Origin of the sequence: Sphingopyxis sp. (assembly GCF_036261875.1) — a bacterium.
Classification (GTDB): Bacteria; Pseudomonadota; Alphaproteobacteria; order Sphingomonadales; family Sphingomonadaceae; genus Sphingopyxis.
The window spans coordinates 301,336-324,205 of the sequence record NZ_DATAJZ010000007.1 but is presented as its reverse complement, the minus strand read 5'-3'; the positions used below and the strand labels follow the sequence as shown (position 1 = coordinate 324,205).

General features: G+C 64.4%; 19 protein-coding genes. 5 read left to right on the top strand and 14 right to left on the bottom strand.

Features of this window, described 5'->3' with window-relative positions; translation table 11 throughout:
• Positions 1 to 37 precede the first annotated feature (37 nt).
• Together VHO04_RS03345 and rpiA are read right to left on the bottom strand one after the other, a co-directional pair.
• On the bottom strand, positions 38 to 532 hold the full coding sequence (locus VHO04_RS03345) for a MarR family winged helix-turn-helix transcriptional regulator (RefSeq protein ID WP_231292901.1): 495 nt from the start codon (positions 530 to 532) through the stop codon (positions 38 to 40).
• A 324-nt stretch (positions 533 to 856) separates the two neighbouring features.
• Positions 857 to 1,543 carry a ribose-5-phosphate isomerase RpiA gene (gene rpiA, locus VHO04_RS03340; protein ID WP_003044927.1) on the bottom strand — a complete coding sequence of 229 codons (687 nt, stop codon included), beginning with the start codon at positions 1,541 to 1,543 and terminating at the stop codon, positions 857 to 859.
• A gap of 491 nt (positions 1,544 to 2,034) precedes the next feature.
• Between rpiA and VHO04_RS03335 the strand changes: the two genes are divergently transcribed.
• Together VHO04_RS03335 and VHO04_RS03330 are read left to right on the top strand one after the other, a co-directional pair.
• Positions 2,035 to 2,949, top strand: coding sequence for a VPGUxxT family thioredoxin-like (seleno)protein, type 2 (locus VHO04_RS03335; protein ID WP_003044924.1), 915 nt, complete (start codon positions 2,035 to 2,037; stop codon positions 2,947 to 2,949).
• A gap of 2 nt (positions 2,950 to 2,951) precedes the next feature.
• Positions 2,952 to 3,743 (top strand): SirB1 family protein, encoded by a 792-nt coding sequence (locus VHO04_RS03330; RefSeq protein ID WP_011540427.1) that lies wholly within the window; start codon positions 2,952 to 2,954, stop codon positions 3,741 to 3,743.
• A gap of 552 nt (positions 3,744 to 4,295) precedes the next feature.
• Here the strand turns inward: VHO04_RS03330 and bdcA are convergent.
• Positions 4,296 to 5,009 carry an SDR family oxidoreductase gene (gene bdcA / locus VHO04_RS03325; RefSeq protein ID WP_003044917.1) on the bottom strand — a complete coding sequence of 238 codons (714 nt, stop codon included), beginning with the start codon at positions 5,007 to 5,009 and terminating at the stop codon, positions 4,296 to 4,298.
• Between the two features lie 136 nt (positions 5,010 to 5,145).
• Here bdcA and VHO04_RS03320 point away from each other — a divergent pair, with 136 nt between their 5' ends.
• From VHO04_RS03320 to VHO04_RS03310, 3 genes are all read left to right on the top strand, one after another.
• The gene (locus VHO04_RS03320; protein ID WP_003044907.1) at positions 5,146 to 5,676 is read left to right on the top strand and encodes a TetR/AcrR family transcriptional regulator; all 531 of its coding nucleotides are present in this window, start codon (positions 5,146 to 5,148) and stop codon (positions 5,674 to 5,676) included.
• A 224-nt stretch (positions 5,677 to 5,900) separates the two neighbouring features.
• On the top strand, positions 5,901 to 6,809 hold the full coding sequence (locus VHO04_RS03315) for a tyrosine-type recombinase/integrase (protein ID WP_003044904.1): 909 nt from the start codon (positions 5,901 to 5,903) through the stop codon (positions 6,807 to 6,809).
• A gap of 6 nt (positions 6,810 to 6,815) precedes the next feature.
• Positions 6,816 to 8,006, top strand: coding sequence for an IS91 family transposase (locus tag VHO04_RS03310; protein ID WP_251644548.1), 1,191 nt, complete (start codon positions 6,816 to 6,818; stop codon positions 8,004 to 8,006).
• Between the two features lie 502 nt (positions 8,007 to 8,508).
• Here VHO04_RS03310 and VHO04_RS03305 read toward each other — a convergent pair.
• The 11 genes from VHO04_RS03305 to VHO04_RS03255 form a co-directional block, all read right to left on the bottom strand.
• Positions 8,509 to 11,277 carry a putative bifunctional diguanylate cyclase/phosphodiesterase gene (locus VHO04_RS03305; RefSeq protein WP_251644547.1) on the bottom strand — a complete coding sequence of 923 codons (2,769 nt, stop codon included), beginning with the start codon at positions 11,275 to 11,277 and terminating at the stop codon, positions 8,509 to 8,511.
• Positions 11,278 to 11,634: 357 nt separating this feature from the next.
• Positions 11,635 to 12,453, bottom strand: a complete 819-nt coding sequence (locus VHO04_RS03300; RefSeq protein ID WP_293643480.1) for a class I mannose-6-phosphate isomerase — start codon at positions 12,451 to 12,453, stop codon at positions 11,635 to 11,637.
• Positions 12,450 to 13,355, bottom strand: a complete 906-nt coding sequence (locus tag VHO04_RS03295; RefSeq protein WP_293643481.1) for an ROK family protein — start codon at positions 13,353 to 13,355, stop codon at positions 12,450 to 12,452. The genes VHO04_RS03300 and VHO04_RS03295 overlap by 4 nt, the downstream gene beginning before the upstream one ends.
• Positions 13,356 to 13,377: 22 nt before the next feature.
• The gene (galK, locus tag VHO04_RS03290) at positions 13,378 to 14,529 is read right to left on the bottom strand and encodes a galactokinase (protein WP_293643482.1); all 1,152 of its coding nucleotides are present in this window, start codon (positions 14,527 to 14,529) and stop codon (positions 13,378 to 13,380) included.
• A complete protein-coding gene (locus VHO04_RS03285) occupies positions 14,526 to 15,536 on the bottom strand; it encodes a UDP-glucose--hexose-1-phosphate uridylyltransferase (protein WP_293643483.1) in 1,011 nt (336 codons plus the stop codon). The genes galK and VHO04_RS03285 overlap by 4 nt, the downstream gene beginning before the upstream one ends.
• Complete coding sequence (locus VHO04_RS03280) at positions 15,533 to 17,248, bottom strand: glycoside hydrolase family 36 protein (protein ID WP_293643484.1); 1,716 nt, start codon at positions 17,246 to 17,248, stop codon at positions 15,533 to 15,535. Before VHO04_RS03280 ends, VHO04_RS03285 begins: the two co-directional genes overlap by 4 nt.
• Entirely contained in the window at positions 17,245 to 18,225 is a 981-nt protein-coding gene (locus VHO04_RS03275) for a Gfo/Idh/MocA family protein (protein WP_293643485.1), read from the bottom strand. Before VHO04_RS03275 ends, VHO04_RS03280 begins: the two co-directional genes overlap by 4 nt.
• Entirely contained in the window at positions 18,222 to 19,265 is a 1,044-nt protein-coding gene (locus VHO04_RS03270) for a zinc-binding dehydrogenase (protein WP_293643486.1), read from the bottom strand. The genes VHO04_RS03275 and VHO04_RS03270 overlap by 4 nt, the downstream gene beginning before the upstream one ends.
• Positions 19,252 to 20,511 carry an MFS transporter gene (locus VHO04_RS03265; protein ID WP_293643487.1) on the bottom strand — a complete coding sequence of 420 codons (1,260 nt, stop codon included), beginning with the start codon at positions 20,509 to 20,511 and terminating at the stop codon, positions 19,252 to 19,254. The genes VHO04_RS03270 and VHO04_RS03265 overlap by 14 nt, the downstream gene beginning before the upstream one ends.
• A 12-nt stretch (positions 20,512 to 20,523) precedes the next feature.
• Positions 20,524 to 21,834, bottom strand: a complete 1,311-nt coding sequence (locus VHO04_RS03260; RefSeq protein WP_293643488.1) for a glycerate kinase type-2 family protein — start codon at positions 21,832 to 21,834, stop codon at positions 20,524 to 20,526.
• 88 nt (positions 21,835 to 21,922) lie between these two features.
• Positions 21,923 to 22,825, bottom strand: coding sequence for a LysR substrate-binding domain-containing protein (locus VHO04_RS03255; protein WP_293643489.1), 903 nt, complete (start codon positions 22,823 to 22,825; stop codon positions 21,923 to 21,925).
• Positions 22,826 to 22,870 lie beyond the last annotated feature (45 nt).

Genomic DNA, 22,870 nt, shown 5'->3' with positions numbered 1-22,870 from the left:
TTCCAGATCGGCCCATCACGTCCGCAAATTGCGAGCCCTACCCGTCGCCACTTTTCCCGCGTTCCACCCCCCGTTCGTGCAATTCGGCGTCGATGGGGCAGTTGGTGCAGCCTTCATAGCAGCACAGGCGGCAGATGCGGTAGGAATGCTCCAGGTTTTCCAGGCGATCGCGCAGGACGCGTTCAGCCATGTCGCATAGGATTTTCAGTTCGTCGGGCTTCAGGATCGATAATCCTTCGGCAATCACCTCGTCGCGCGAAGCAAGAACCTCGTCGCTCGCAATCTTTCCGGTTGGAGTGAGGTAGAGGGCCCGCGTGCGCCCATCTGACGAATGCTCCCTGCGTTCGATCAATCCCTCGGTAGCCAATCGATCCACCAGGCGAACCGTCCCTGCATGGGAAAGGCCTACCCCGACCGCAAGCATGCGGATCGAGAGCCCGGGCTGGTGCGCGAGTAGCGCCAGCGCTGAGGCGGCGGGGCCAGCTTCCGGTGCCCGCGATGAACTAGCGCGAACGATGTCGTCGCTGATCATCAGTGCGAACGCCCCAAATATATTGCGGTCTCGAGGTCCATCCATCGGCGCGTCTATATGTGCGCGGGGCATAGACAGCAAGTCATAGACTAGCCTCCTTTTATCCGCGCGTCCGGCGAGGAAATCTCGGTTTTAAAAGGGTTTTGATTCCACCGACTGATAGCGCGCGCCAAAAAAATCACTTCCATCTTATCAAGGCGCCGGGCTGGATTGATACCTTGGGGCTATGGCGCGCGACGAACGGGTTAAAAAAATGCCCGAGGTCGCGGCTAAGAATGTGTCAGCGCCGCCATCGACGCCGCGCAGGTGATGATATGCAAGACCTCAAGCTTCACCCCGGTGTCGCACCTCCACCATGTCACCGCGCGCAATCATGATTGTATCGATTTCATCCAAGAACAGTCCATGCTCCAGGACGCCCGGGATTGTGGTGATCGCGGCGGCGATCTCGCGCGGCCTTGGTATCTCATCCAAAGCTGCGTCCAGGATGTAATTGCCCTGGTCCGTGAGGAAGGGCGTCCCACCCGCTTCGCGAACAGTAACACGGGCTCCGAGTGCGGACAGGCGTGCACGAACAAACTCGGTGGCGAAAGGAACCACCTCCACGGGCAGAGGGAATTTGCCGAGCTGCGCAACAAGCTTGCTGGAATCGGCGATGATGATCACGCGCGTGGATGCGGACTCGGTGATTTTCTCGCGAAGCAGGGCGCCGCCTCCCCCTTTGATGGCTTGGAAGCGGTCATCGATTTCATCGGCGCCGTCGATCGTCAGGTCGACAGCGCTAAGCTGTTGAAAGGGAACAAGCGGCACCGCAAGACGGAGAGCTAGAGCTTCGGTCGCTTGGGATGTGGCGACCGCGGTGATGCGAAGGCCGTGCTTGATGCGCTCGCTGAGGCTTTTCACGGCATAAGCGGCGGTGCTTCCGGTCCCTAACCCGACAAGCATGCCATCGCGAACCTCATCGACTGCTCTCACCGCCGCGATCGATTTCTCAGCGACGAAGTTGGACATGGAGCGAGACCCCTCCTTTCTGGCCGAGCGGCCAGCCTTAATACCTGCGGAATGCAGTCGCGCGAACAAGGTTTGACGCTTCCAACTCGGTAGGCCGTTACCACTTCCTCTCTAAATTGTCGCGCTGCCGCCCATGAGGTGCACGGATACGTATATGAATGGCGCATATATCTGTTTTGCGTTTTATGCCTTCGATCTCACCGTCTGACGTTCCGCGCCCATGTTCAACTGCGCCGCGCGGACGCAGGGCGCAGATGCAGGACTGATTCTGCAAAGCAAGGGAAGACGCGAACAGTTATGTGCATCCGTGCGACCCAAATGGAGGGCTCTTCAACCAAAACTGGAACCGAAAATCGATGCAATTGGAACTTAGCCTTTTCGGATTACGACACGATTGAGCCGGCTCTGGAATCACTTCGCGATAGCCCCGCTCGCATTGTATTGCGAACCGCCCTCACTAGATTAGACCCATGCAACAAAATCTAGTTTCCTTGCGCGAGCATCGCGAGCTCGGCGACGTCGCCTGGCTGCGCGATCTGGACGCCGGTCTCGCGGTCGCAGCCGAGCAGAGAAAACCGGTTCTGCTGCTCTTTCAGGAGGTGCCGGGCTGCTCGACGTGCGTGCGTTTCGGGCAGGATGTACTGACCCATCCCTTGATGGTGGAACTTATCGCAGATCGGTTCGTGCCCGTGGCCATCTTCAACAACCGCCCGGGGGCGGACGCCGAGATCCTGCGCCGCTTCGACGAGCCATCATGGAATAATCCCGTGGTGCGGTTTCTCGGGCCCGATGGCGCCGAGTTGCTGCCCAAGCTCGCCGATCGTTATGATGCGCCGGCTCTGCACCAAAAGATCGTCGCCGTGCTGGAATTGCTCGGCGGCGACGTTCCTGGCTACTTCCGCCTGTTGGGGCGCGACCTGCTGATCGAAAATGGCCTCAGCAAATCGGCGACCTACACGACGCCGTGCTTCTGGTCGGGCGAAACGAGCCTCGCGCAGCATCCGGCGGTCATCACGACCGACGCTGGCTGGATCGATGGCGAGGAAGTGGTGCAGGTCCATTTCGATCCCCGCGCGGCGGCGCGTTCCGAACTCGATGCTTATGCCCACGAGGAGGGATTTGGCGCGATCGACAGTGGCGGGTTCGCGCTTGACGGTGAACCGCAATTCTATCTGCGCAAAAATGCGGCGCGCCATCTGCCGCTGACGCCGGCTCAGCGCACGCAGATCAACCTCGCTATACCCTATCGCACACCGCTCGCGGACTTTCTCAGCCCGCAACAATGCGCGTGGCTAGCCAATCCGCGGCTAGAAGCACCGGGCGAGAATGAAGCCTATCGCAAGGACATTCGCGAAAGCCGGCCCGTGCTGGCGCAGCGGCTTGGTTTGGTCGAAAAGGAGACATGATCATGGATATTGCTGCCATCGGCCTCATCGAAGACGAAGATATCCTGCTCGACCTGGCATCGCTCGCTCTCAGCCAACTCGATCATGAAAATGCGGACATCGCCCATTATCTCGACATGCTCGAAGATATTGAGGACCGGGTGTGCGCTGAAGGCCGAAGCGCGTTCCTTCCGGAAGAACGGGCCGCGGCGCTTTCGCGCGTTCTGCACGGCGAACTGGGGTTCGTTGGCGACGATGAAACTTATGATGCACCCGTCAACGCGGACTTCATCAGGGTGCTGGACCGAAAGCGCGGCCTGCCGATTGCACTGTCGATCCTCTATGTCGCCATGGCCCGCCGGACGGGCTGGAGCGCCTATGTGCTCAATCTCCCCGGCAAGGTGCTTGTCCAGCTGGGCGAGAAGAATCCGGTGGTGCTCGATCCGTTTGCCGGAGGCGCTGTGCTGTCAGCGGGACAAGTTGCAGCGGTGTACCGTGCGAGTCTAGGCCAGGAAGGCGGCGCCGCCGCACTCAGCGCCGTGCGGATGAGCAATCGCGATGTGCTGGCCCGGCTGCTGAACAATCAGGGAATCCGCGCAGAGCAGGAAAAGGATCATCAGCGGGGTCTCGCAATTTATCAGCGGATAACCAGGGTCGCACCGAGGCGCCTCGAGGCCTGGCAAAATCTGGCGCGTCTGCAGTTGCAATCCCGCGATGTCGAGGGCGCCAAGGCAAGCCTGTTCGCCATGTCGGAAGTTGCACCTGACAGGCGGACTCGTGACCGGATCATGGAAGCATTTGAAGCCCTGACCTAGACGAGGCCTGACACATCACATGTCGCTGCGCGCCGTTGCGCTCCTCTCCGGGGAGTCGACGTCGATGGCGATGTCCTTGGCTTCGAAGGGCGTCCCTACAAGCGGTGCGGCCTCGATAAAGACATGCCGCGAAATGTCGCAGGGCTGCTCCCCGAAAGGCGGCTCGACCGCGCCGATCGCGCGAAAACGACTGACCACCCGCCGCCGGCATCAAAAAACCATGTTGAAGCCATAGAGGTGGAGAGCGAGCGTCACCCAGACAAACGTGACCCCAGCGAGGACCAGCAAAGTCGCGCCGAGCTTCACAGTCCATCGGCGCTTGTCCCTGATACTCAGCAAGAGATGCCAGAATGCTGTCGCGAGCAAGTAGCGGCAGATCCGCTCTTTCGTGTAGATTCGCGTATAGAGCACTTATTCCGCCCACATGGCATTGAACCGCTGGATGGACATATCTGCTGACCGTAAGTCAGGGCTTGCTCACGGCCAAATCTTGCCATTTAAGGCGCGACCGTCGGCAAAGGGGGCGGTCTTGCGACCGTCCCCTGCTCCACCTCAGGCACCAAATGCGCCGTCGATCGTGTGCATGGCGCCAGTGACAAAACCCGCTTCGGGGCCAGCCAGCCAAGCAACCATGCCAGCGACCTCTTCGGGCCGCCCGTGGCGCTTGATCGCCATGAAGCTGTGCATCAGCTCGCGCATCGGTCCGTCCTCGGGGTTGGCGTCGGTATCGATCGGGCCGGGCTGCACGATATTGATCGTGATTCCGCGCGGTCCGAAATCGCGGGCCAGTCCGCGCGCCATGCCCTGCAGCGCCGATTTGCTCAGTGCATAGGAGGCCATGCCGGGGAGAGGCATGCGGTCGCCGTTTACCGAACCGATCACGATGATGCGGCCGCCGTCGGGCATCTGCCGCGCGGCCTCGACCGACGCATGATAGGGGGCGGTGACGTTGACGCGGATCAGCCGGTCGACGTCGTCGGGATCGAGGTCGAGCGCGTCGCCGAACAGCGCGAAGCCGGCGTTGACGACCAGTATGTCGAGCGGGCCGCTCTCGCGCACGCGTGCAATCACTGCGTCGCGGTCGCCGCTGTCGGTCGCTACCGCGCTGGTGCCGGTTTCGGTCGCCAGCTGCTCGGCCGCCTCGCGCGATCCGTTGTAGGTGAAGACGACCTTGGCGCCGTCGGACGCAAAACGGCGGACGATCGCCGCGCCGATTCCGCGGCTGCCGCCGAGGACCAGAACGGATTTTCCTTGAAAGTTGGACATCGGGAGACTCCTTGCTTATTAATGTATCGTCCACTACATAATATCGCGAAAGCCATCGTCAAGGCATTTTGTAATGGTTACTACAAATAGATCCCGCACGCGTGGCCGTCCACGTAAGTTCGATCCCGAGGCAGCGGTGGCGACTGCGCAGCAACTTTTCCATGAACGCGGTTATGACGCCGTCAGCGTCGCCGATGTCACCGACGCGCTCGGCATCAATCCGCCAAGCTTTTACGCCGCTTTCGGCAGCAAAGCCGGACTTTACCAGCGCGTGCTCGATTATTGGACGGACACCGAAGCGATTCCGCTCGCGGACATTCTGCGTCCCGACGTCCCCGTCGCCGATGCCGTTGCGGCTATGCTGGAGGAGGCCGCGCGTCGCTATGCGTTCAACCCGGCGGCAGGCGGGTGCCTTGTACTCGAAGGCACGCGTTGCAACGACGACGATGCGCGCGAAGCCGCTCGCGCGCTCAACCTCGGTGCGGAAACGTTCATCCATGACTATATCGCGGCGCGCCATCCGGAGGCGGCCGATCAAGTGACCGATTTTGTCGCCACGACGATGTCCGGGCTTTCGGCAAAGGCGCGAAGCGGACACGACCTATCGCGCCTCCTCGCTACAGCGCGGCTTGCAGGCAGCGTTCTCACGCAGGTGCTGCCGGCTTGATAGCAGCATGATCAGAAGGTGGTGAATAAACCGGCCGATTAGAGCTAGCACGATTGACCGAAGATGCCCCTGATGCGCCCTGTGGACAGTACTGGCCGTTGCACGAACCGCTCCGCGGATTGGCGCTAGCCTCGATGTAAAGCGGCCCGACGAACGCCGCGCCTGATTGAACGTCTGCGGTCAGAGGCAGACCCTTTCGACTCCTTCAACTGAGGAGTCGAACGATGAACGAGCTTATCCAGATTGGCCCGATCAGCCCGCTGCGCCAGCGACTGATCGACGATATGACCTTGCGCGGGTTCTCCACGGAGACGCAGCGTAACTATCTTCGCGACGTCGGACGGTTCGCGACCTGGCTGCGTCGCTCGCCCCACACCGCGAGCACCGAGGATATCCGGCAGTTCCAGTTCGAGCAGCAGCAGGCGGGCGTGCCGGCGCCGACGATGAACAGCATCGTCGGCGCGCTGAGGTTCTTCTTTACCCACACGCTCGACCGCCCCGATCTCGTGCGTAAGCTGATCCGCACCAAGCAGGTCCGCAAGATCCCGGTCGTTCTGACCATGGCCGAGGTGAAGCGGCTGCTCGATGCCACACGCTCGCTCAAGCATCAGGCGGCGCTGTCGGTCGCTTATGGCGCGGGCCTGCGGGTGGCCGAGGTGGCAGCGCTCAAGATCAGCGACGTCGACAGCAAGCGGATGCTGCTCCGGATCGAGCGCGGTAAAGGCGGACGCTACCGCAACGCGATGCTGCCCGAAGGCCTGCTCCTGCTGCTCCGCGACTGGTGGCGCGCCGGACGGCAACAGGGCTTCCTCGTTCCCGATGGCTGGCTCTTCCCCGGACAGAGCGCTTCGGCTCCGATCAGCACGCGCCAGCTCTACCGCGTCGTCGTCGAGGCCGCTGAGGCCGCGGACATCGACAAGCGCGTCGGACCGCACACCCTGCGGCACAGCTTCGCCACCCATCTTCTCGAAGATGGTGTCGATATCCGCGTCATCCAGGTCCTGCTTGGCCACGCCGCGCTAAATACGACCGCCTTTTACACGAAGGTCGCCACCAAGACGATGCGCGCGGTGACCAGTCCGCTCGACAGGCTCGCGCTCGCATCGCCGAGCAAGGAAGCCCCTGACGGCTGAGGCGGGATGCGCGCCTCACTCGAGGTCGCCGACATCTTCCGCGCTGCCGGGCCAACCTACCGCGCCGCCCATGTCGGACATCTGAGCCTGCATCAGCTCAAGATCATGTCGGCGATCGAGCATTGCCGCACCGCCGCGCTCGGCGGTCACGTCGAGGCCTGTACCGACTGCGGGCACTGGCGGATCGCCTATAACAGCTGCCGCAACCGGCACTGTCCAAGATGCCAGGGCGCTGCCGCGCGCACTTGGCTCGATGCCCGCGAGGCCGACCTCCTGCCCGTCGGCTATTTCCATGTCGTGTTCACCCTGCCTGCCGAGGTCGCCGCGATCGCCTTCCACAACAAGGCGCTCGTCTATGACCTGCTGTTCAAGGCCGCGGCCGATACGATGCTCACGATCGCCGCCGACCCGAAGCATCTTGGCGCCCGGATCGGCATCACCGCCGTGCTTCACACCTGGGGCTCGGCGCTGACCCATCATCCCCACATCCACATGATCGTGCCGGGCGGCGGCATCTCGCGCGATGGAACACGCTGGATATCCGCCCGCCCCGCCTTCCTGCTCCCGGTCCGCGTCCTTGGTGCCCTGTTTCGCCGCCTGTTCCTGACCCGGCTGCGCGCGCTGCACGATGACGGCAAGCTCGCCTTCTTTGGCAGCCTGACGCATCTTGCCGAACGACGCGCATTCCTGCGCCACCTCTCGCCCGTCAGGAAGAAGCGCTGGGTGGTCTATGCCAAGCCGCCGTTTGCGGGCCCCGAGGCGGTGCTCGCCTATCTGTCTCGATACACCCACCGGGTCGCCATATCGAACAGCCGCCTCCTCCGCTTCGACGATGCCGGGGTCACCTTCCGCTACAAGGATTATCGCAAGGCCGGCGCCGGACGGCAGCAGGTCATGACACTCGCCGCCGACGAGTTCATCCGCCGCTTCCTCCTCCACGCCCTGCCTCGCGGATTCCACCGCATCCGCCACTATGGCCTCCTCGCCAGCGCACGCCGCAAGGATCATCTCGAACGCGCGCGACGTCTGCTCGATGTCGCGCCTCCCCCGTCCGAGGAACCGACCGACGATGCAGAGCCCCGACCGACCTGCCCGTGCTGTGGCGGCATCATGATCGTCATCGAGGTGTTCGAGCGCCGTTATCAGCCTCGCGCGCCGCCACCGCCATCCCTCGCACCCGGGACACCTACGCCGTGATCCGGCACGGCCTGGCACCGACACGATCCAGCGCACCCCCGCCCCTGGAAGCGACCCCGCTCGCGCCGGTGCTGCTCAAAAGCAGACGTCGCCATATCAAAATCGGCCCGTCCGCTTTTCCACGTCCGCTTTTGCGATCTAAATTCAGAAGGTCCGCTATCGCGCACGTCCGCTTTTGGGCAACATCTGGCCTTCCCACCATCAGCACAAAACTGCTTTCCCCATAGCTCAGCCCACGATCCCCGCGGTTCGGGCATCGAAGACTTTCTGACGCCTAACGGCGTCTGAAACTCTCAACGTTTGCTGACTGGCCGCTATTGGCGTCCAAACAAACAGAGCGGACGTTCAGCTGCACGTCAGAGCGCTCGCCCTCAGGGTGTTCAAATCGACACGTCAGACTTCGATGCCTTCCGCCAACGTCAGCGCAACTTCCAAATCAACGCCGAGGTACCCCACTGTGTTTTCAATGCTGATGCGACACCTTGGCCGGCCCCTCTTTCGATCATGCCATGCGTGTAGGCGGTTCGGCTGTCGCTCGATCAGCCGCCGCCTCTGACCATACAGGACGGTTCTGTCCCCACTTCCGCAGCCAGGCCGGCACGCGTTCGAAGCTGATTGCGCGGCTGAACAGATAGCCTTGCGCGATATCGCAGCCGAGATTGCGCAGCTGAACGAGCTGGTTATCGTTTTCCACGCCCTCCGCGACCGTGACGATGTTCATACGATGCGCGATGTCGATCACGCCGTGAACGATTGCGAAATCGGCGCTGTCTGCGCTATCGAGCCGTGAAATGAACGATCTGTCGATCTTCAGAACATCGACCGGAAACTGCTGTAGGTGCGTCAAGGATGCATAACCGGTACCGAAGTCGTCGAGGGCGATCGACACGCCCTCGGCTACCAAGGCTTGCAACGCACGCTCTACATTGAGGGCAAGATGATCGACGAAGACGCTTTCGGTAACTTCCAGTTCGAGCTGCGTCGGCGGAATGCCGGCGCGGTGAAACTTGCCGAGAATACGGTCCGCGAAGTCGTCGCGCCGGAAATCCGCGAGCGAACCGTTGATTGCGATACGGCCGAAGGCAACGCCCTTATCGCTAAAGTCCGCTACGTCAGCAAGTACGCGGTCGATCATCCGGTCGGTCAGTTCACTGGCGAGCAGACTGTCGTCGAATGCAGCCTGAATGCTATTGGGGGGCAGAAGGCCACGCCGATGATGGTGCCAGCGTAGCAGCGCTTCGAAACCGATGACGTCGCCGCTGCGAAGGTCGACTTTTGCTTGATAGAAAGGGATGATCCGGTCGTCGCGAAGAGCCTCGCGCGCCTCGCGCAGCATGGCCTTGCGGCTCTCAGCAGCCTCGCGCATCTCGGAGCGAAATTCGCGTACGACCCCCGCGCCTTCTGCCTTCGCCGCGTAAAGCGCGAGGTCTGCGCTCTTCAGAATCCCTTCGGCGTCGTCGCTGTCGGCCGGCCACACTGCGGCGCCCGCGCTAATGCTGACGGGCAAGACGCTCTCGTCGATGGTCAGTGTATCCGCGACGCCCTTGAGGATTGCATCAACAGCCGAGGCGCGCGCGGAATCAGGAGCCAGCCCCGGCACAATCACCGCGAATTCATCGCCGCCGAGCCGGGCCACCGTCGCACTGGCAGGAAGGTTACCCTGCAGGCGTCGCGCTATAGTTTTGAGAAGCTCATCGCCCGCCGCATGCCCCATGCTGTCGTTGAGGAGCTTGAACCCATCGACATCTATAACGATAACGCAAACGCACGAAGTGTCTGCGGCGGCCCCGGCGAGCGCCTGTTCCAGTACTTCGCTAAAGAGCTTGCGGTTGGGCAGTCCCGTGAGGGGATCGTGGTTCGCAGCCCATCGCAGCTCCTCCTCGGACCGGCGCGCGGCGGTGACGTCAAGAAGCGCGCCGATCGACCGTACTGCATGCCCCTCGTCATCGCGCACGACGTAGCCCCGCGAAAAGAGGTTGATGAAATTGCCATGCGCAGCGCGGAACCGATATTCATGACTCCAGCTATCCTGGACGTTGCGCAGCACCGTGTCATATGTCGCGTCCACGCCGGGCAAGTCATCAGGATGAATCCGCTCCTTCCACCAGCTGACCGGAGTGCCTTTCGACGCTTCCGGATAACCCAGCACGTCTACCGCTCCGTTGCCCCATTCGATGCGGTCGGTGCGGTGCGACCAGTCCCAGATCACATCGTTCGTGGCGTGGGAAGCCAAGCGGTAGCGCTCCTCGCTCTCCCGCAAGGCCAGTTCCGCAGTCACCTGATCGTGGATATCTTCCAGAGTTCCATACCAGCTGACGATCCGCCCGTCAGCGTTGCGACGCGGATTGGCTCGCGCGCGGCACCATCGGTAACTGCCGTCCGTGTTACGAACTCTGTACCGCACGTCAGCAACAGCATTGTCGACCGATGTCAGTGCCTGGCTCCAGTGCGCGAGAACGCTGGGCAGGTCGTCGGGATGGAGATAATTGGTCCAGCCCCCGCCGAGCGCCTCCTCAGCGGGCACGCCGGTGAGCTCGGTCCAGCGCGGCCCCACTTCGACGATCTGTCCTTCGGGATCACTGATCCATGGAATCTGGGGGTTGAGTTCGACCGAAAACCGGTAATGTTCCTCGCTTCGCCGAAGAGCTTCGATCAGCGCAGACATTTCCGACCGCGACCGAAGCGATTCATACACCGCCGACCGCGTGGTCGCGATTGTTCGCAGGATGACCCCGGCTCCAAGCAGGAATGTCAGGCCCATCCCCGTGAAATACCAGTCACGCGAGACGAGTAGGCCGATGGTGACCGGCAAAGCTCCGAACAGGAGAACAAGCCGGGCCGCGGCGGGGAGGGCCTGCAGGCAATAGCAACAGCTGATCGAACCAACGAATATGAACAGCGCGATAGCGGTCGTGTGAAAGGGATCGGCAACCAGGAAAAGAAAGAGGCCCCAGCCTCCGAACATGAGACTGAAGGCACCGGCTCGAAGGACCGTGCCGCGCAGATATCGGCGAATATGATCATCGGTGGCGACGGTGCCTCTTCGCAAATACCACGCTGCTCCGCGCACCCCGATGATCACCGTCAAGGCCAGCGGCGCCATGAAGCTGATGGCCCAAGATTCGCCGTCGGCGGTTACGATCGCGAGAAACAAGACGTTGAGGAACATGAGCGCGTACATGAGCGGAACTTGCCGCGCCAAGCTCGCATATTGCTCGCGTAGGACAGCGTCCGATTGAACGGACAAATTACCGCTGGCGCCGAGGGCCATTTTTACTGCAATCCCGCAAATAGTGGTCAGAGACGATAGTGCTTCCCCGCTTAACGAAGCGTTTAGCCACTCGTTGCGCGAACGGCAGAATTGCGCGCGGTGTCGGGCGACAGCCTTTGATGTTTCGCAGAGCGAGCTCCCAGTAGTCCGTCTGGAGGAACGGCGTCCTTCGGCTCAAAATGGCCGGTTTCAGACGGTCTGCTTCCAGGCGCGAACTGTGAAAAGGAGACGCTCGCCGATTTTGAAAATTTTTTAGCGGGATTCCAATTGATAAAGTGTCGCGCAGAATAGCTCTCGTAAATTGAACTCACGCCACACCAAGCCGCCAGCGAACCAGAAAAGAGGTAATGCTTAAATCTACAAGCCCGCGCGCGCCGAATCCAGACCGGACAAAGCTGCCAAAAGACGAGCGCCATGTTTCATTTCAATTCGATCCTCCCCTTCGACCAAAGCGCATTCGCCGCTGCAGATAGCGACGCCACCAAGTTCGACATGGCCAGCGATCGGGATGATAAGTGTGGACGTCGTCAAATTGACGATTCGACTGTCTGCCGCGCTATAATGGAAAACATTCAATGCAGCCGATCGGAGCAGAGGCCGAGTCTGCATTGGATCGACAAATTGCCTGAGAGCCTGTGGCATCGGACCCGCGTGAGCGACATCGATTGCCTCTCGAAGGTGCAACGGCCGCGGCCGCCCGTAGTCATACAAGCGATAGGTAACGTCACTATTCTGCTGAACTTCGATCAGCGAGATGCCAGCGCCGATCGCATGGACGGTGCCGGGCGGCACATGAAAGAACATGCCTGCGGAGACCGGATGCCACTCCAGCAGCTCTTCGATTTCGCCTGACAAACAGGCAGTTCGCAGCCCGGCAGCGTCAAGTATTCTCCAGGTTCCGATACCGATCACGGCGCCCGGCCGGGCGTCGACAATGTACCAGCACTCCTCCTTTCCCGATGCCTTACCCCTCTGCTTCGCCTGCTGATCGTCGGGGTGAACTTGTATGGAGAGGCGATCGCTCGTGAACAGATATTTGACCAGCAGCTCCGCTCCTGGAGGCGGATCAAACCATATTTCGCCGACCGGGGCGCCGGAAAGATGACCGAACGGCTCAGGAAGTTGTGTCAAACCCCATGGTTTCTCGTGCACGCTGATCGGAAGCTTGGTAATCATGCTCTTTTCGTCCCGGTAAGCAGGTAATCCAAGTTCGCCGGCCGGGCCGCAAACGCCAGGGCGCCGAGCAGGCCGGTATTTTCACCAAGTGCTGGCGCAACGATGATCTCTTCCGGCGTACCGGCAAAATAGCCCGCCGCCGCCTTGCCAGTCTCCGCCCGAACGCGATCGAGCAGGCCGGGTGTCCCCATCACTCCGCCGCCGAGAATGATCCGCGCCGGTTCGAGAATCGCCTGAAAGGTCTGCGCCGCCTGCGCGAGATACCAGGCGATGATCTCGTGCCCTATGTGATCGGCGGGCAGGTCGGAGAGAGATGCGCCCCAGCGCGCAATGATCGCGGGGCCGGCGGCGAGGCCTTCGAGGCAGTCGCCGTGGAACGGGCAATGCCCCGCGAAATCGAGATCGGCAGGATGGCGCGGCATGCGGATATGCCCCATCTCGGGGTGGCTGAGGCCGTGGATCGGCCGTCCGCCGACGACTGCGCCGCCACCGACACCGGTGCCGACGGTGAGATACAGCGTCGAGCTCGTCCCCTGCCCCGCGCCCCACTTCCATTCGGCGAGCGCGGCGCCGTTGACGTCGGTGTCGATCGCGACCGGGCAACCGAAGGCGCGCGCGAACGGCCCGGCGATGTCGGCGTCGCTCCAGTGCGGTTTGGTGGTGCGGGTGATATGGCCCCATTTGGGCGAGGCGGGGTCGAGGTCGAGGGGGCCGAAGCTCGCGATGCCGACCGCCGCATAGTCGCCGCCCTGCGCGCGGAGCCATTCGACCGCGGCGGGGATCGTTTCGTCGGGGCGCGTGGTGTCGATGCGGGTGCGGGCGTGGATGTTGCGCGAGGCATCGCCGACGCCAACGATGAACTTGGTGCCGCCCGCTTCGATCAGCGCAATCTTGTCGCTCATATCCTGTCCCTTGCGCCTGCTTTTAGAGGAAGGACGCGCCGGCGTGGGCGCGTTCGACCATGATTAGCGGCTTGTTGCCTTCCGGCGTGCGATAGCGCGCTTCGATGTGGGCCACCGCCGTTTCGACCGCATCGGCCGCGACGAGCGCGACGACCGCGCCGCCGAAGCCGCCGCCGGTCATGCGTGCGCCGCCGCGCGGGCCGGCCGCGGCCTGCAGCTCGGCGACGAGCTGGTCGATCGCGGGAAGCGTGATCTCGAAATCGTCGCGCATCGAAGCATGTGAGGCGGCCATCAGCTCGCCGAGCGCGGCGAGATCGCCTGCGGCCATCGCATCGGCGGCGGCGAGCGTGCGGGCGTTCTCGGTGACGACGTGGCGCGCGCGGCGGTAGGCGACGGGGTCGAGGTCGGCGCGCGCGGCTTCGAGCTGGCCGAGCATGACATCGCGAAGTGCGGGGCCGTCAAGTTGGCGCGCCACGGCTTCGCACTGGGCGCGGCGCTCGTTGTAGTGGCCATCGACGAGGCCGCGGCTGATCCCCGAGTGGACGATCAGGATAGCGGTATCGGTCGGCAGGGCGACCGGGCGAACGTCCAAGCTGCGGCAGTCGATGAGCAAGGCGTGATCGGCCGTACCATGGGCCGACGCGAGCTGGTCCATATTGCCGCAGCGCATGCCGACGAAATCGCATTCGGCGCGCTGGGCTATCAGCGCGATCCCGGTCGCGTCGAAGCGGCCGGGTGCGAACAGTTCGCCGAACGCCATCCCGCTCGCGACCGAGAGCGAGGCCGAGGAGGACAGGCCCGAGCCCTGCGGAATGTCGCCCGCAACGAGCATGTCGAGACCGCCGAGATCGACGCCTTCCGCCTGCAGGATGGTGGCGACGCCGCGGATATAGTCGGACCAAGGCTGGTTCGGGTCGCGCGCCATCGGCTGTGCGAGATCGAACGCGCTAACCGCATCGCCGAAGTCGGCGGCGATCATGCGGACGATGGAGTCGGGGCGGCGGCGGACCGCGACGATGCTTTGCAAGCCGATCGCGGCGGGGAGTACGAAGCCGTCGTTATAGTCGGTGTGCTCGCCGATCAGGTTGACGCGGCCGGGGGCGCGGACGGCAAAGTCGGGCGCGGCGCCGACGAGTTCGGCGAAGCGTACGAGGATGCGGTCGGCGAGCGTCATGGCTTGACGGCGCGGAGGCGCTCGGCGGCTTGCTCGGGGGTGAGGTCGCGCTGCGCCTCGGCGAGCAGTTCGTAGCCGACCATGAACTTGCGCACCGTCGCCGAGCGGAGGAGCGGCGGATAGAAATGGGCGTGGAGCTGCCAGTGGCCGACGTCGCCTTCACCGAACGGCGCGCTGTGCCAGCCCATCGAGTAAGGAAAGGCGCAGTCGAAGAGCGCATCGTAGCGACGGGTGAGCTCGCCGAGGATCGCGGCGAGGCTTTGGCACTGCGCGGCTTCGAGATCGGGCAAGCGCTGCACCGCGAAGCGCGGCAGCAGCAGCGTCTCGAACGGCCAGCTTGCCCAATAGGGGACGATCGCAAGCCAGTCGTCATGCTCGACGACGACACGCGGGCCGCCGACTTCGCGTTCGGCGAGTTCGAGGAGCATCGGCTTCGCGCCGGCCCACGCGCGCTGGCTCGCGTCCTCGCATGCGATCTCGGCGGGGATGTGCTTCGTCGCCCAGACCTGCCCGTGCGGGTGCGGGTTCGAGCAGCCCATCATCGCGCCGCGGTTCTCGAAGACTTGCACGTTCGCGTGCGTGCGGCCGAGGTCGGCGCATTGCTCGCACCAGCAGTCGACGACCGCGGCGATCTCGGCGTCGGACAGCAGCGGCAGCCCGCGCGCATGATCGGGCGAGAAGCAGATCACGCGGCAGGTGCCCGATGCGGCTTCGGTGCGGAACAGCGGATCGCCCGACGTTTCGGGCGCGGGCGTGTCGGCAAGCAGCGCGGCGAAGTCGTTGTCGAAAACGAACGGTCCCGCATAGGCGGGGTTGGTCGTGCCATTGGCGCGCGTGTTGCCGGGACAGAGGTAGCAGGTCGGATCGTAGCTCGGCGGCAGCTCGGTCACGTCCCTGCCCTGCTCGCCCTGCCACGGGCGTTTCGCGCGGTGCGGCGATACCAAAATCCACTCGCCGCGCAGCGGATTGTAGCGCCGGTGCGGATGTTCGGTCGGGTCGAAGGTCATGGCCAGACCGCCCCGGCGCTGTCGGTGCAGCGGCTCTCGCCGGTTTCGGGATCGAGCCGGAGTTCGAGCGTCCGGCCGTCGGCGAGCGTCGCGCGCTGGACGATCAGCGCCTCGCCATTGCCGAGCGACGGATAGCGGCAGTCGACCACATCGAGCGCCGCGAGCGCGTCGAACAGCGTTGCGCGTTCGGGCGTAAGTTCGCCGAGATGATCGCTCGTCATCAACACCCCGCCGGACAGACCGGCCAGCAATGCGAGACTTTCCACCTGCGCGTCGGTCAGATCGTGGAAGCGGTCGCGGAGCAGGATGCAGTCGGGATCGGCCTGCCACAGCCGGCCCGCGGCATGGTTGCGCGTCGCCTGATCGCGGAGCAGGCTCTCGGCCGACTGATCGCCCGACCATTTGACCCCGACGTCGCGCCCGATGCGGATCGCATCGACCAGCCCGACCGAAGCCCAGAGTGGGCAGCCGCAGCCCAGCCACAAGGCATCGCCGATCTCTTCGCGGATGATCGCGCCCATCTTGCGCCAGATTTCGACGCGCGACAGGCCGCTCTCGTGCCAGACAGCGCGGTCGGGGCCATATTCGGCGCCGAAGAACATGAAGTCGGTCTTGAAATAGCGCGCACCCCATTCATGCGCCCAAGTGCGGAAAACGCGCCGGATATACGCCTCGGCATCGGGATGCGTGATGTCGAGGACATAATATTCCTCGCTGCGCTTGTGCCAGCGGAACTCGCCGTAAAAGGCCATCTGGATCAGCGGCTTGCCGGTCGCCTTCTCGCGCACCACCCAGTCGGGATGCTCGACATAGAGCCGGCTGCGGTTGCCGACCATGAAGGGTGCGATCCACAGACCGGGGGTGAAGCCCGCCCCGGCGATCTCGCCAAGCAAAGGCTGCATTCCGTGCGGGAATTGCGGTTTGACGTCGAGCCAGTCGCCCATTTCGGGGGTGAAGCCGTCATCGATCAGGAAGATGTCGAGATCGGGGCCGTGGGTGTCGCGATAATGCGCGGCCGCGGTCAGATGCTCGCGGATATTTTCTTCGTTGATCGCGGCGTAGAGATTGTACCACGAGCACCAGCCCTTGATCCGCTTGTCGGGGATGCGCGGCGGCGTCGGAGAGGCGGCGGCGACCCGATCGGACCAGCGGATCAGCGCGGTCTCGACGTCGGGGTCGGCGTAGACGAACAGGCTTTCGGCCGCGACCCGGCCGGTGCGGTCGAGCAAGGTTTCGACGTCGATCGTCATCGCCGCCGCATCGCCGCCGAAGCGAAAGCGGTTCTGAAAGCGATCGTGGCGGTCGAAGCCGAGTATGAGGGCGCCCTGCGCTTCGGTTGGCACCAGCGCGGTCATCGCGAAGCCGAGAGTCGGTTCCTTGCCCGGCGGCGCGTCGCCTGCGGGGGTGCCGGGATCGGCGAAGAAGCTGCCGTCCCAGCTGTGATAGCCGTTGCGGAGATAGCGGCGGACGCCGCGCACCGCGCCGAAGCGCAGACCGAGCGACAACGGCGCTTCGTCGAGGCCACTCGCCGAGACGTCCAAGCGGACCGTATCGCAATCCTGGCCGATCGCGAGGCGGATCGCACCGCCCGCTTCGAGCGCCCATTCGATCCCGCCGGGGATTTCGCTCGCGGGCCAGCAGGCGGGGACCGTGCCGTCGAGCAACGGCTGTATCCCGTCGAGGCGGACGCCGCTCTTTTCGAGAGCGATCATGCGGTCAGCCGGATTTCGCGGCGTTCGTCGGCCGATTGGCGGGCCGCCAGCGCCAGCTTGAGCGAAGCCGCGCCTTCGGCGAGCGGAATATAGGGCGCGCCGCCGGTCGTGATCGCACGATGCACGTCGGCGAGCTGCGCGACGAAGGGATCGGTCGGTCCGGCGATTTCCTCGGCCGAGACCTCGCCGGCGGTGCGTGTCAGCACGGCGTCGTTCCAGCTGGTGAAGCGCCCGGTCATGCGCTCGGCATAGACCGCCCACTCCTTGTGCCACACGCCGGGCACCGCGATGTTCGACGCGTTGAGCGTCGCGATGCGGCCGTCGTCCCACCCGAAGACGATCGCGCTGATATCCTCGACATCATAGCCCGGCGTGTCGTGGTGCGCGAAATTGGCGCGGCGGGCATAGACGGTATCGGGCTCGCCCATCAGATGACGGATCAGGTCGACCTGATGGATCACCTGCTCGAGGATCTGGCCGCCCGATTTCGCCTCCTCGCGCCACCAGTCTGCGTGGAGCGCGTTGCAGTGATAGGCGCCGGCGTAGAGTCCGACCTCTCCGGTATCGGCCGCCTTCCAGCGCCGTACCGCATCGCCGAAGCGGTACATGAAGCCGATGGCGGCGACGACGCCGGTGGCCGAAACATCGGCGACCATCGCGTCGGCGGCCGGCTGATTGAGCGCGATCGGCTTTTCGACGAGCAGATGGGCGCCCGCTTTCGCAACGCGCTCGATCTCGCCACCGCGATTATAGGGGGGCAATGTCGCAATGACGAGATCGAGACGCTCCTGCCGCAGCATAGCATCGAGGTCGGTGTAGGCGGCGGCAGTGCGACCCTCCGCAAACGCCCTCGTCCTCTCCGCATCGCGGCCGCAGCAAGCGACCAGTTCCATATCGTCGGGCAATGCAGCGACCGCGCCAGCATGGCGCGCACCGATGCCGCCGCAGCCGAGCAGGCCGACGCGCAGCGCGCTCATGCGCCGAACTCCAGCATCGCCTGCAACATGCCCGGCGCGCCTTGGTCGAGCTGGTCGAACAGCTTCGGTGCGTCCTCGAACGGCGCGCAGTGGGTGATCAGCGGGATCAGGTCGAGCGTGCCGTCGTGCTGCAGCTCGATCGCGCTGCGCCACAGCCGCGGCTTCGACCAGCGATAGCTCGCGTCGGGAGAGACGCCGGAAATCTGCGAGCAGATGAGCTGGATGCGGTTGTGGTGAAATTCCTCGCCGAGCTTGAGGCCCGGAATCGCGCCCTGGAAGAAGCCCATCGCGACGACGCGCGCGTTGTAGGCGGCGGCGCGGATCGCTTCGCCGAGCGCGGGCGGCGCGCCGGACACCTCGATGCACGCGTCGGCGCCGCGGCCGCCCGTGAGGCGCTTGATTTCCTCGGCCGCGCCTGCGGGTTCGATCGCGAGATGTGCGCCATGGCGGAGCGCGATGTCGCGGCGCGCGGCGTCGGGGTCGATCGCGATCACGCGCGCACCCGACGCGCGGGCGGCTTGCGCGACAATCTGGCCGGGTACGCCCAAGCCGAATACGGCGATCGTGTCGCCGATGCGGATCTGGGCGTCGTGGACACCGTTCAGCGCCACCGCGCCGATGTGCGAGAAGATGCCGATGCGCGGGTCGGCGCCCTCGGGCAGCAGCCGGTCGCGGGTATAGTCGGCGGTCGCGACATGATGCGTCTTGTGGTTCCACGTGCCGAAGAGGCGCTGGCCGACCTTCAGGTCGGAGATCCCGCTGCCGACCTCGACAATCTCGCCTGATTCCTCATAGCCGAGGTTGCGCACCGGCCAGTCCCAGCTCGGCACCTCGGCATCGACGAACAGGCGCTGCGCCTCGTCGAAGCGGCGGTGCATGAAGGGGTTGGTGCCGCGATATTGGGTCAGCTCGGTGCCCGCGCTGATCCCCGAGAAGAGCGTGCGGATGCGCACCTCTTCGGGACCGAGCGGGGCGAACGCGCTTTCCTCGAACGCCAGCGTGCGCGGCGCGGTGAGGATCAGCGCCTTACTCGACGACATGGACGACCTCCTGATTGGCCGCGACGCCGCGGCGGGCCTGCAGGCGGGTGCCGAGCAGGATGAGAACGGCGACGGCGTAAAGCCCCGCCATCGCGACGATTCCCGACCCCATGCCAAAGCTCTCGCCGATCCACGCGACGAGGATCGGGGTGATGCCGGCGCCGAGGAAACCGATCATCGTCATCATGCCGACCGCGGTGGCGCGGGCGTGCGGCGGGACGACATCCTGCATCGCGGCGTAGATGCAGCCGTCGAACAGGCCCTTCGCGATGCTGGTCGCAACCAGCACCATGCCGATCTGCGTCGCGGTCTTTGCGCCGAGCAGCGGCAGCAGCAGCAGTCCGGCAAGCCCGAGCCCGATCGCAAGCGTCGTGAAGCGGCCGATCGGCGATTTCTTCGCCAGCGTGTCCGCGAGCAAACCGCCGAGCGGGACCGCGCAGAAACCGGCGATATTGATCGTCGCCGAGCCGACCCAAGCCGAATCGGCCAGATTGAGGCCGAGCAGATTCTTGACGAAATAGGGCGCCCAGAAGGTGACCCCCGTCGAGGCGCCCGTCGCCAGCGCGAAGACGGCACAGAGAATCAGCGCCGCGGGAATGCGGAGCACGATACCGATGGGTTCGGCGGGTTTGCCTTCCTCGGCGGCGGTGCGGACGATCGGCGCGTCGTGGAGGAAGAACCACAGCATGACGGCATGAACCAGCCCGACCGCGCCGAAAATCAGGAACGGCGCGTGCCAGCTCAACGCGTCGGCGATATAGCCGGCCGCGACGGCGCCCAGTCCCGACCCGGCGAACACCGCGGTCTGGTGCAGCGACAGCGCGCGGCTGCGCATCTGCGGCTTGTGCCAGTCGCCGATCAGCGCAGTGGCGGTCGGGTAGTATGTCGACTCGCCGACCGCGACGAGCCCGCGCATCGAAAGCAGCAGCGCAAAGCCGGTCGCGAGGCTGGATGCCCCGGTCGCGACGCTCCAGAAGACAAGGCCGAAGATGATGAGGCGGCTGCGGCGCACGCTGTCGCCGACGCGGCCCGCGACGAAGGCGCCGACGGCGTAGATCCAGAAGAAGACCGAGCCGAGCAGCGCGAGCTGGGTGTCGGTGAGGTCGAATTCGGCCTTGAGGTCGGGAAGGACGGCGAGCAGGATGTTGCGGTCGGCCGCGTTGAGGAACGCGACGAGCCAGAGCAGCCCGATCATGATCCACGGATAGTTGACGCGGGCCGCCAGACCTCCCTTGTTCCCCACCATGTCTCTTCTCCCTTACGCCGTCGGGTCGATCAGGATCGCCCTAAAGTCGTTCACATTGGTCAGCGTGGGCCCGGTTATGACCAGGTCTCCGAGTTTTTCGAAAAAGCTGTAGGCATTGTTCGACGCCAGATATTCGGCCGGGTCGATCCCCGCGGCGCGGGCGCGCGCAAGCGTGTCGGGGCCGATCGTCGCGCCCGCCGCATCGTCGGTGCCGTCGATCCCGTCGGTGTCGCACGAGATGGCGAAGATGCCGCGCTCGCCATTCAACGCAATCGCGAGGCCGAGCAGATATTCGAGATTGCGGCCGCCGCGCCCCGCCTTGTTGGTGACGGTGACGGTGGTCTCGCCGCCCGAAATGATCACGCGCGCGGTGCCGTCCTTCGCCATCCGGCGCGCGAGCGCGGCGTGGCTGGCACCGAGATGACGCGCCTCGGCCTGAAGCTGGTCGCCGAGGTTGGTGACCTGATACCCCGCCTCGCCCGCCATCGCCTGCACGGCAGCAAGCGCGTCGCGCGCCTTGGCGATGATCTGCGTCTCGCCGCCCGCGATGCCGAGCGCATCGGCGGCGGGGGTCTCGTTCGCGGGGTCGTCCAGCGCCGCAGCGACCTGCATCGAAGGCTCGATGCCATATTTGGCGACGATGTCGCGCGCGTCCGACAGGCTGGTGAGATCGGCAACGGTCGGCCCCGACGAGACGAAACTGGGATCGTCGCCCGGAATGTCCGAGATGATCCACGTCGTGACATGCGCGGCGCCCGCCGCCACCGCCAGCCGCCCGCCCTTGACGCGCGAGAGATGCTTGCGGACGCAGTTGATCTCCTCGATCGTCGCGCCTGATTGCAACAGCGCGCGGGTGATCTGTTGCTTGTCGGTCAGCGTCAATCCCCCCGCAGGCGCCGCGAGGAGCGCCGAGCCGCCGCCCGAGAGCAGCAGCAGCAGATTGTCGCCCGCCTCGAGCCGGGTGGCGATCGCGAGCGCGCGTTCGGCAGCGCGCAGGCTGTTCTCGTCGGGATAGGGGTGCCCCGCCTCGATGATCTCGACATCAGGCCACGACGGCGCGGGCTCGGGCAGATGGCCGTGGCGCGTGACAACGAGTCCCTTCAGCGGTTGTTCGGCTCGGTCCTGTGCGACACGCATCATCTCGGCGGCAGCCTTGCCGACCGCGATGACGACGGTACGGCCGTGCGGCGAGTGCGGGATCTTCCGCGGCATCGCAACCTCGGGGCTCACCGCGCGCACCGATTCGCGGAACAGCGCGATCAGCTGCTCGCGCTGGCTCGTCCGGCTCACCTGTTCGGCCTCGGTAGCGATGACACCCTCCACTTATGATTTGCCCCATGGGGTGAAGCAGAGCGGCGAAAGCGCCTAGCGCCAGATTGTGGAACTATTTGTTCCGTTTTTCGCAACGGCGCTAAATTTCCCACGAAAGCGTGGGTCTCAGCTTCTCGGTCAGATAGTCGATCAGCGACCGGACGCGCACCGGCACGCCCTTGGGATCGGCAAACAGCGCATAGAAGCTCATGTCGGGCGCCTGCCAGCCGGGGAGCACCTCGACGAGCATTCCCTCGGCCAAATCGGCCTTGCAAAGGAAGGCGGGCAGCGTCGCTATGCCGAGTTCGGAACGCACCGCGTGGCGGAGCAGATTGAGGTCGTTGCAGACGAGGCGCGGCGAGAATTCGACCGTCACCTGCTCGGTCTCGGTGTGGAGCGGCCAGCGGTGGCGTCGGTCGACGGTGCCGGTCGCGAGCAGGTCGAAGCGCGGCAGCTCGACATGGTTCTGCGGCATGCCCTTGCGCTCGAAATAGCCGGGCGCGCCGAACAGCCCGCATTCGGTCACGCCGAGCTTGACCGCGACGAGTTCGGAGTCTGCGAAGGGGCCCACCGCGAGCGCGACGTCGAAGCCGGCGCGGAGCAGCCCGACGGCATCGTCGGTCATCACGCTGACGAGTCGCACGTCGGGGTAGAGATCGAGGAAGCTTGCAAGCAGCGGACCGATCAGGCTCTGCCCGAGCACATAGGGGATCGCGATCTTCACCACGCCGCGCGGGACGTTCTGGCGATTCTGCAATGCGCGCTCGCCGTCGCGCAGCACCCCGAGCGAACGCAGGCAATATTCGAAGAACATCGCGCCGTCCTCGGTGACCGTCACCGAGCGCGTCGAGCGGTGCAGCAACTGAACGCCAAGATTCTCTTCCAGACGGGAAATACGCCGGCTGACGGTCGACTTGGGAAGCCCCAGCGCCTGCCCCGCCTTGGTCAGACTTTCGGTCTCGACGATCTTCGAAAAGACCTGCAGATCGCCCAGATCGAGCATCGGAATCTCCCGTAATATTGTTGCTTATAGTGCCATTGCTAGCAA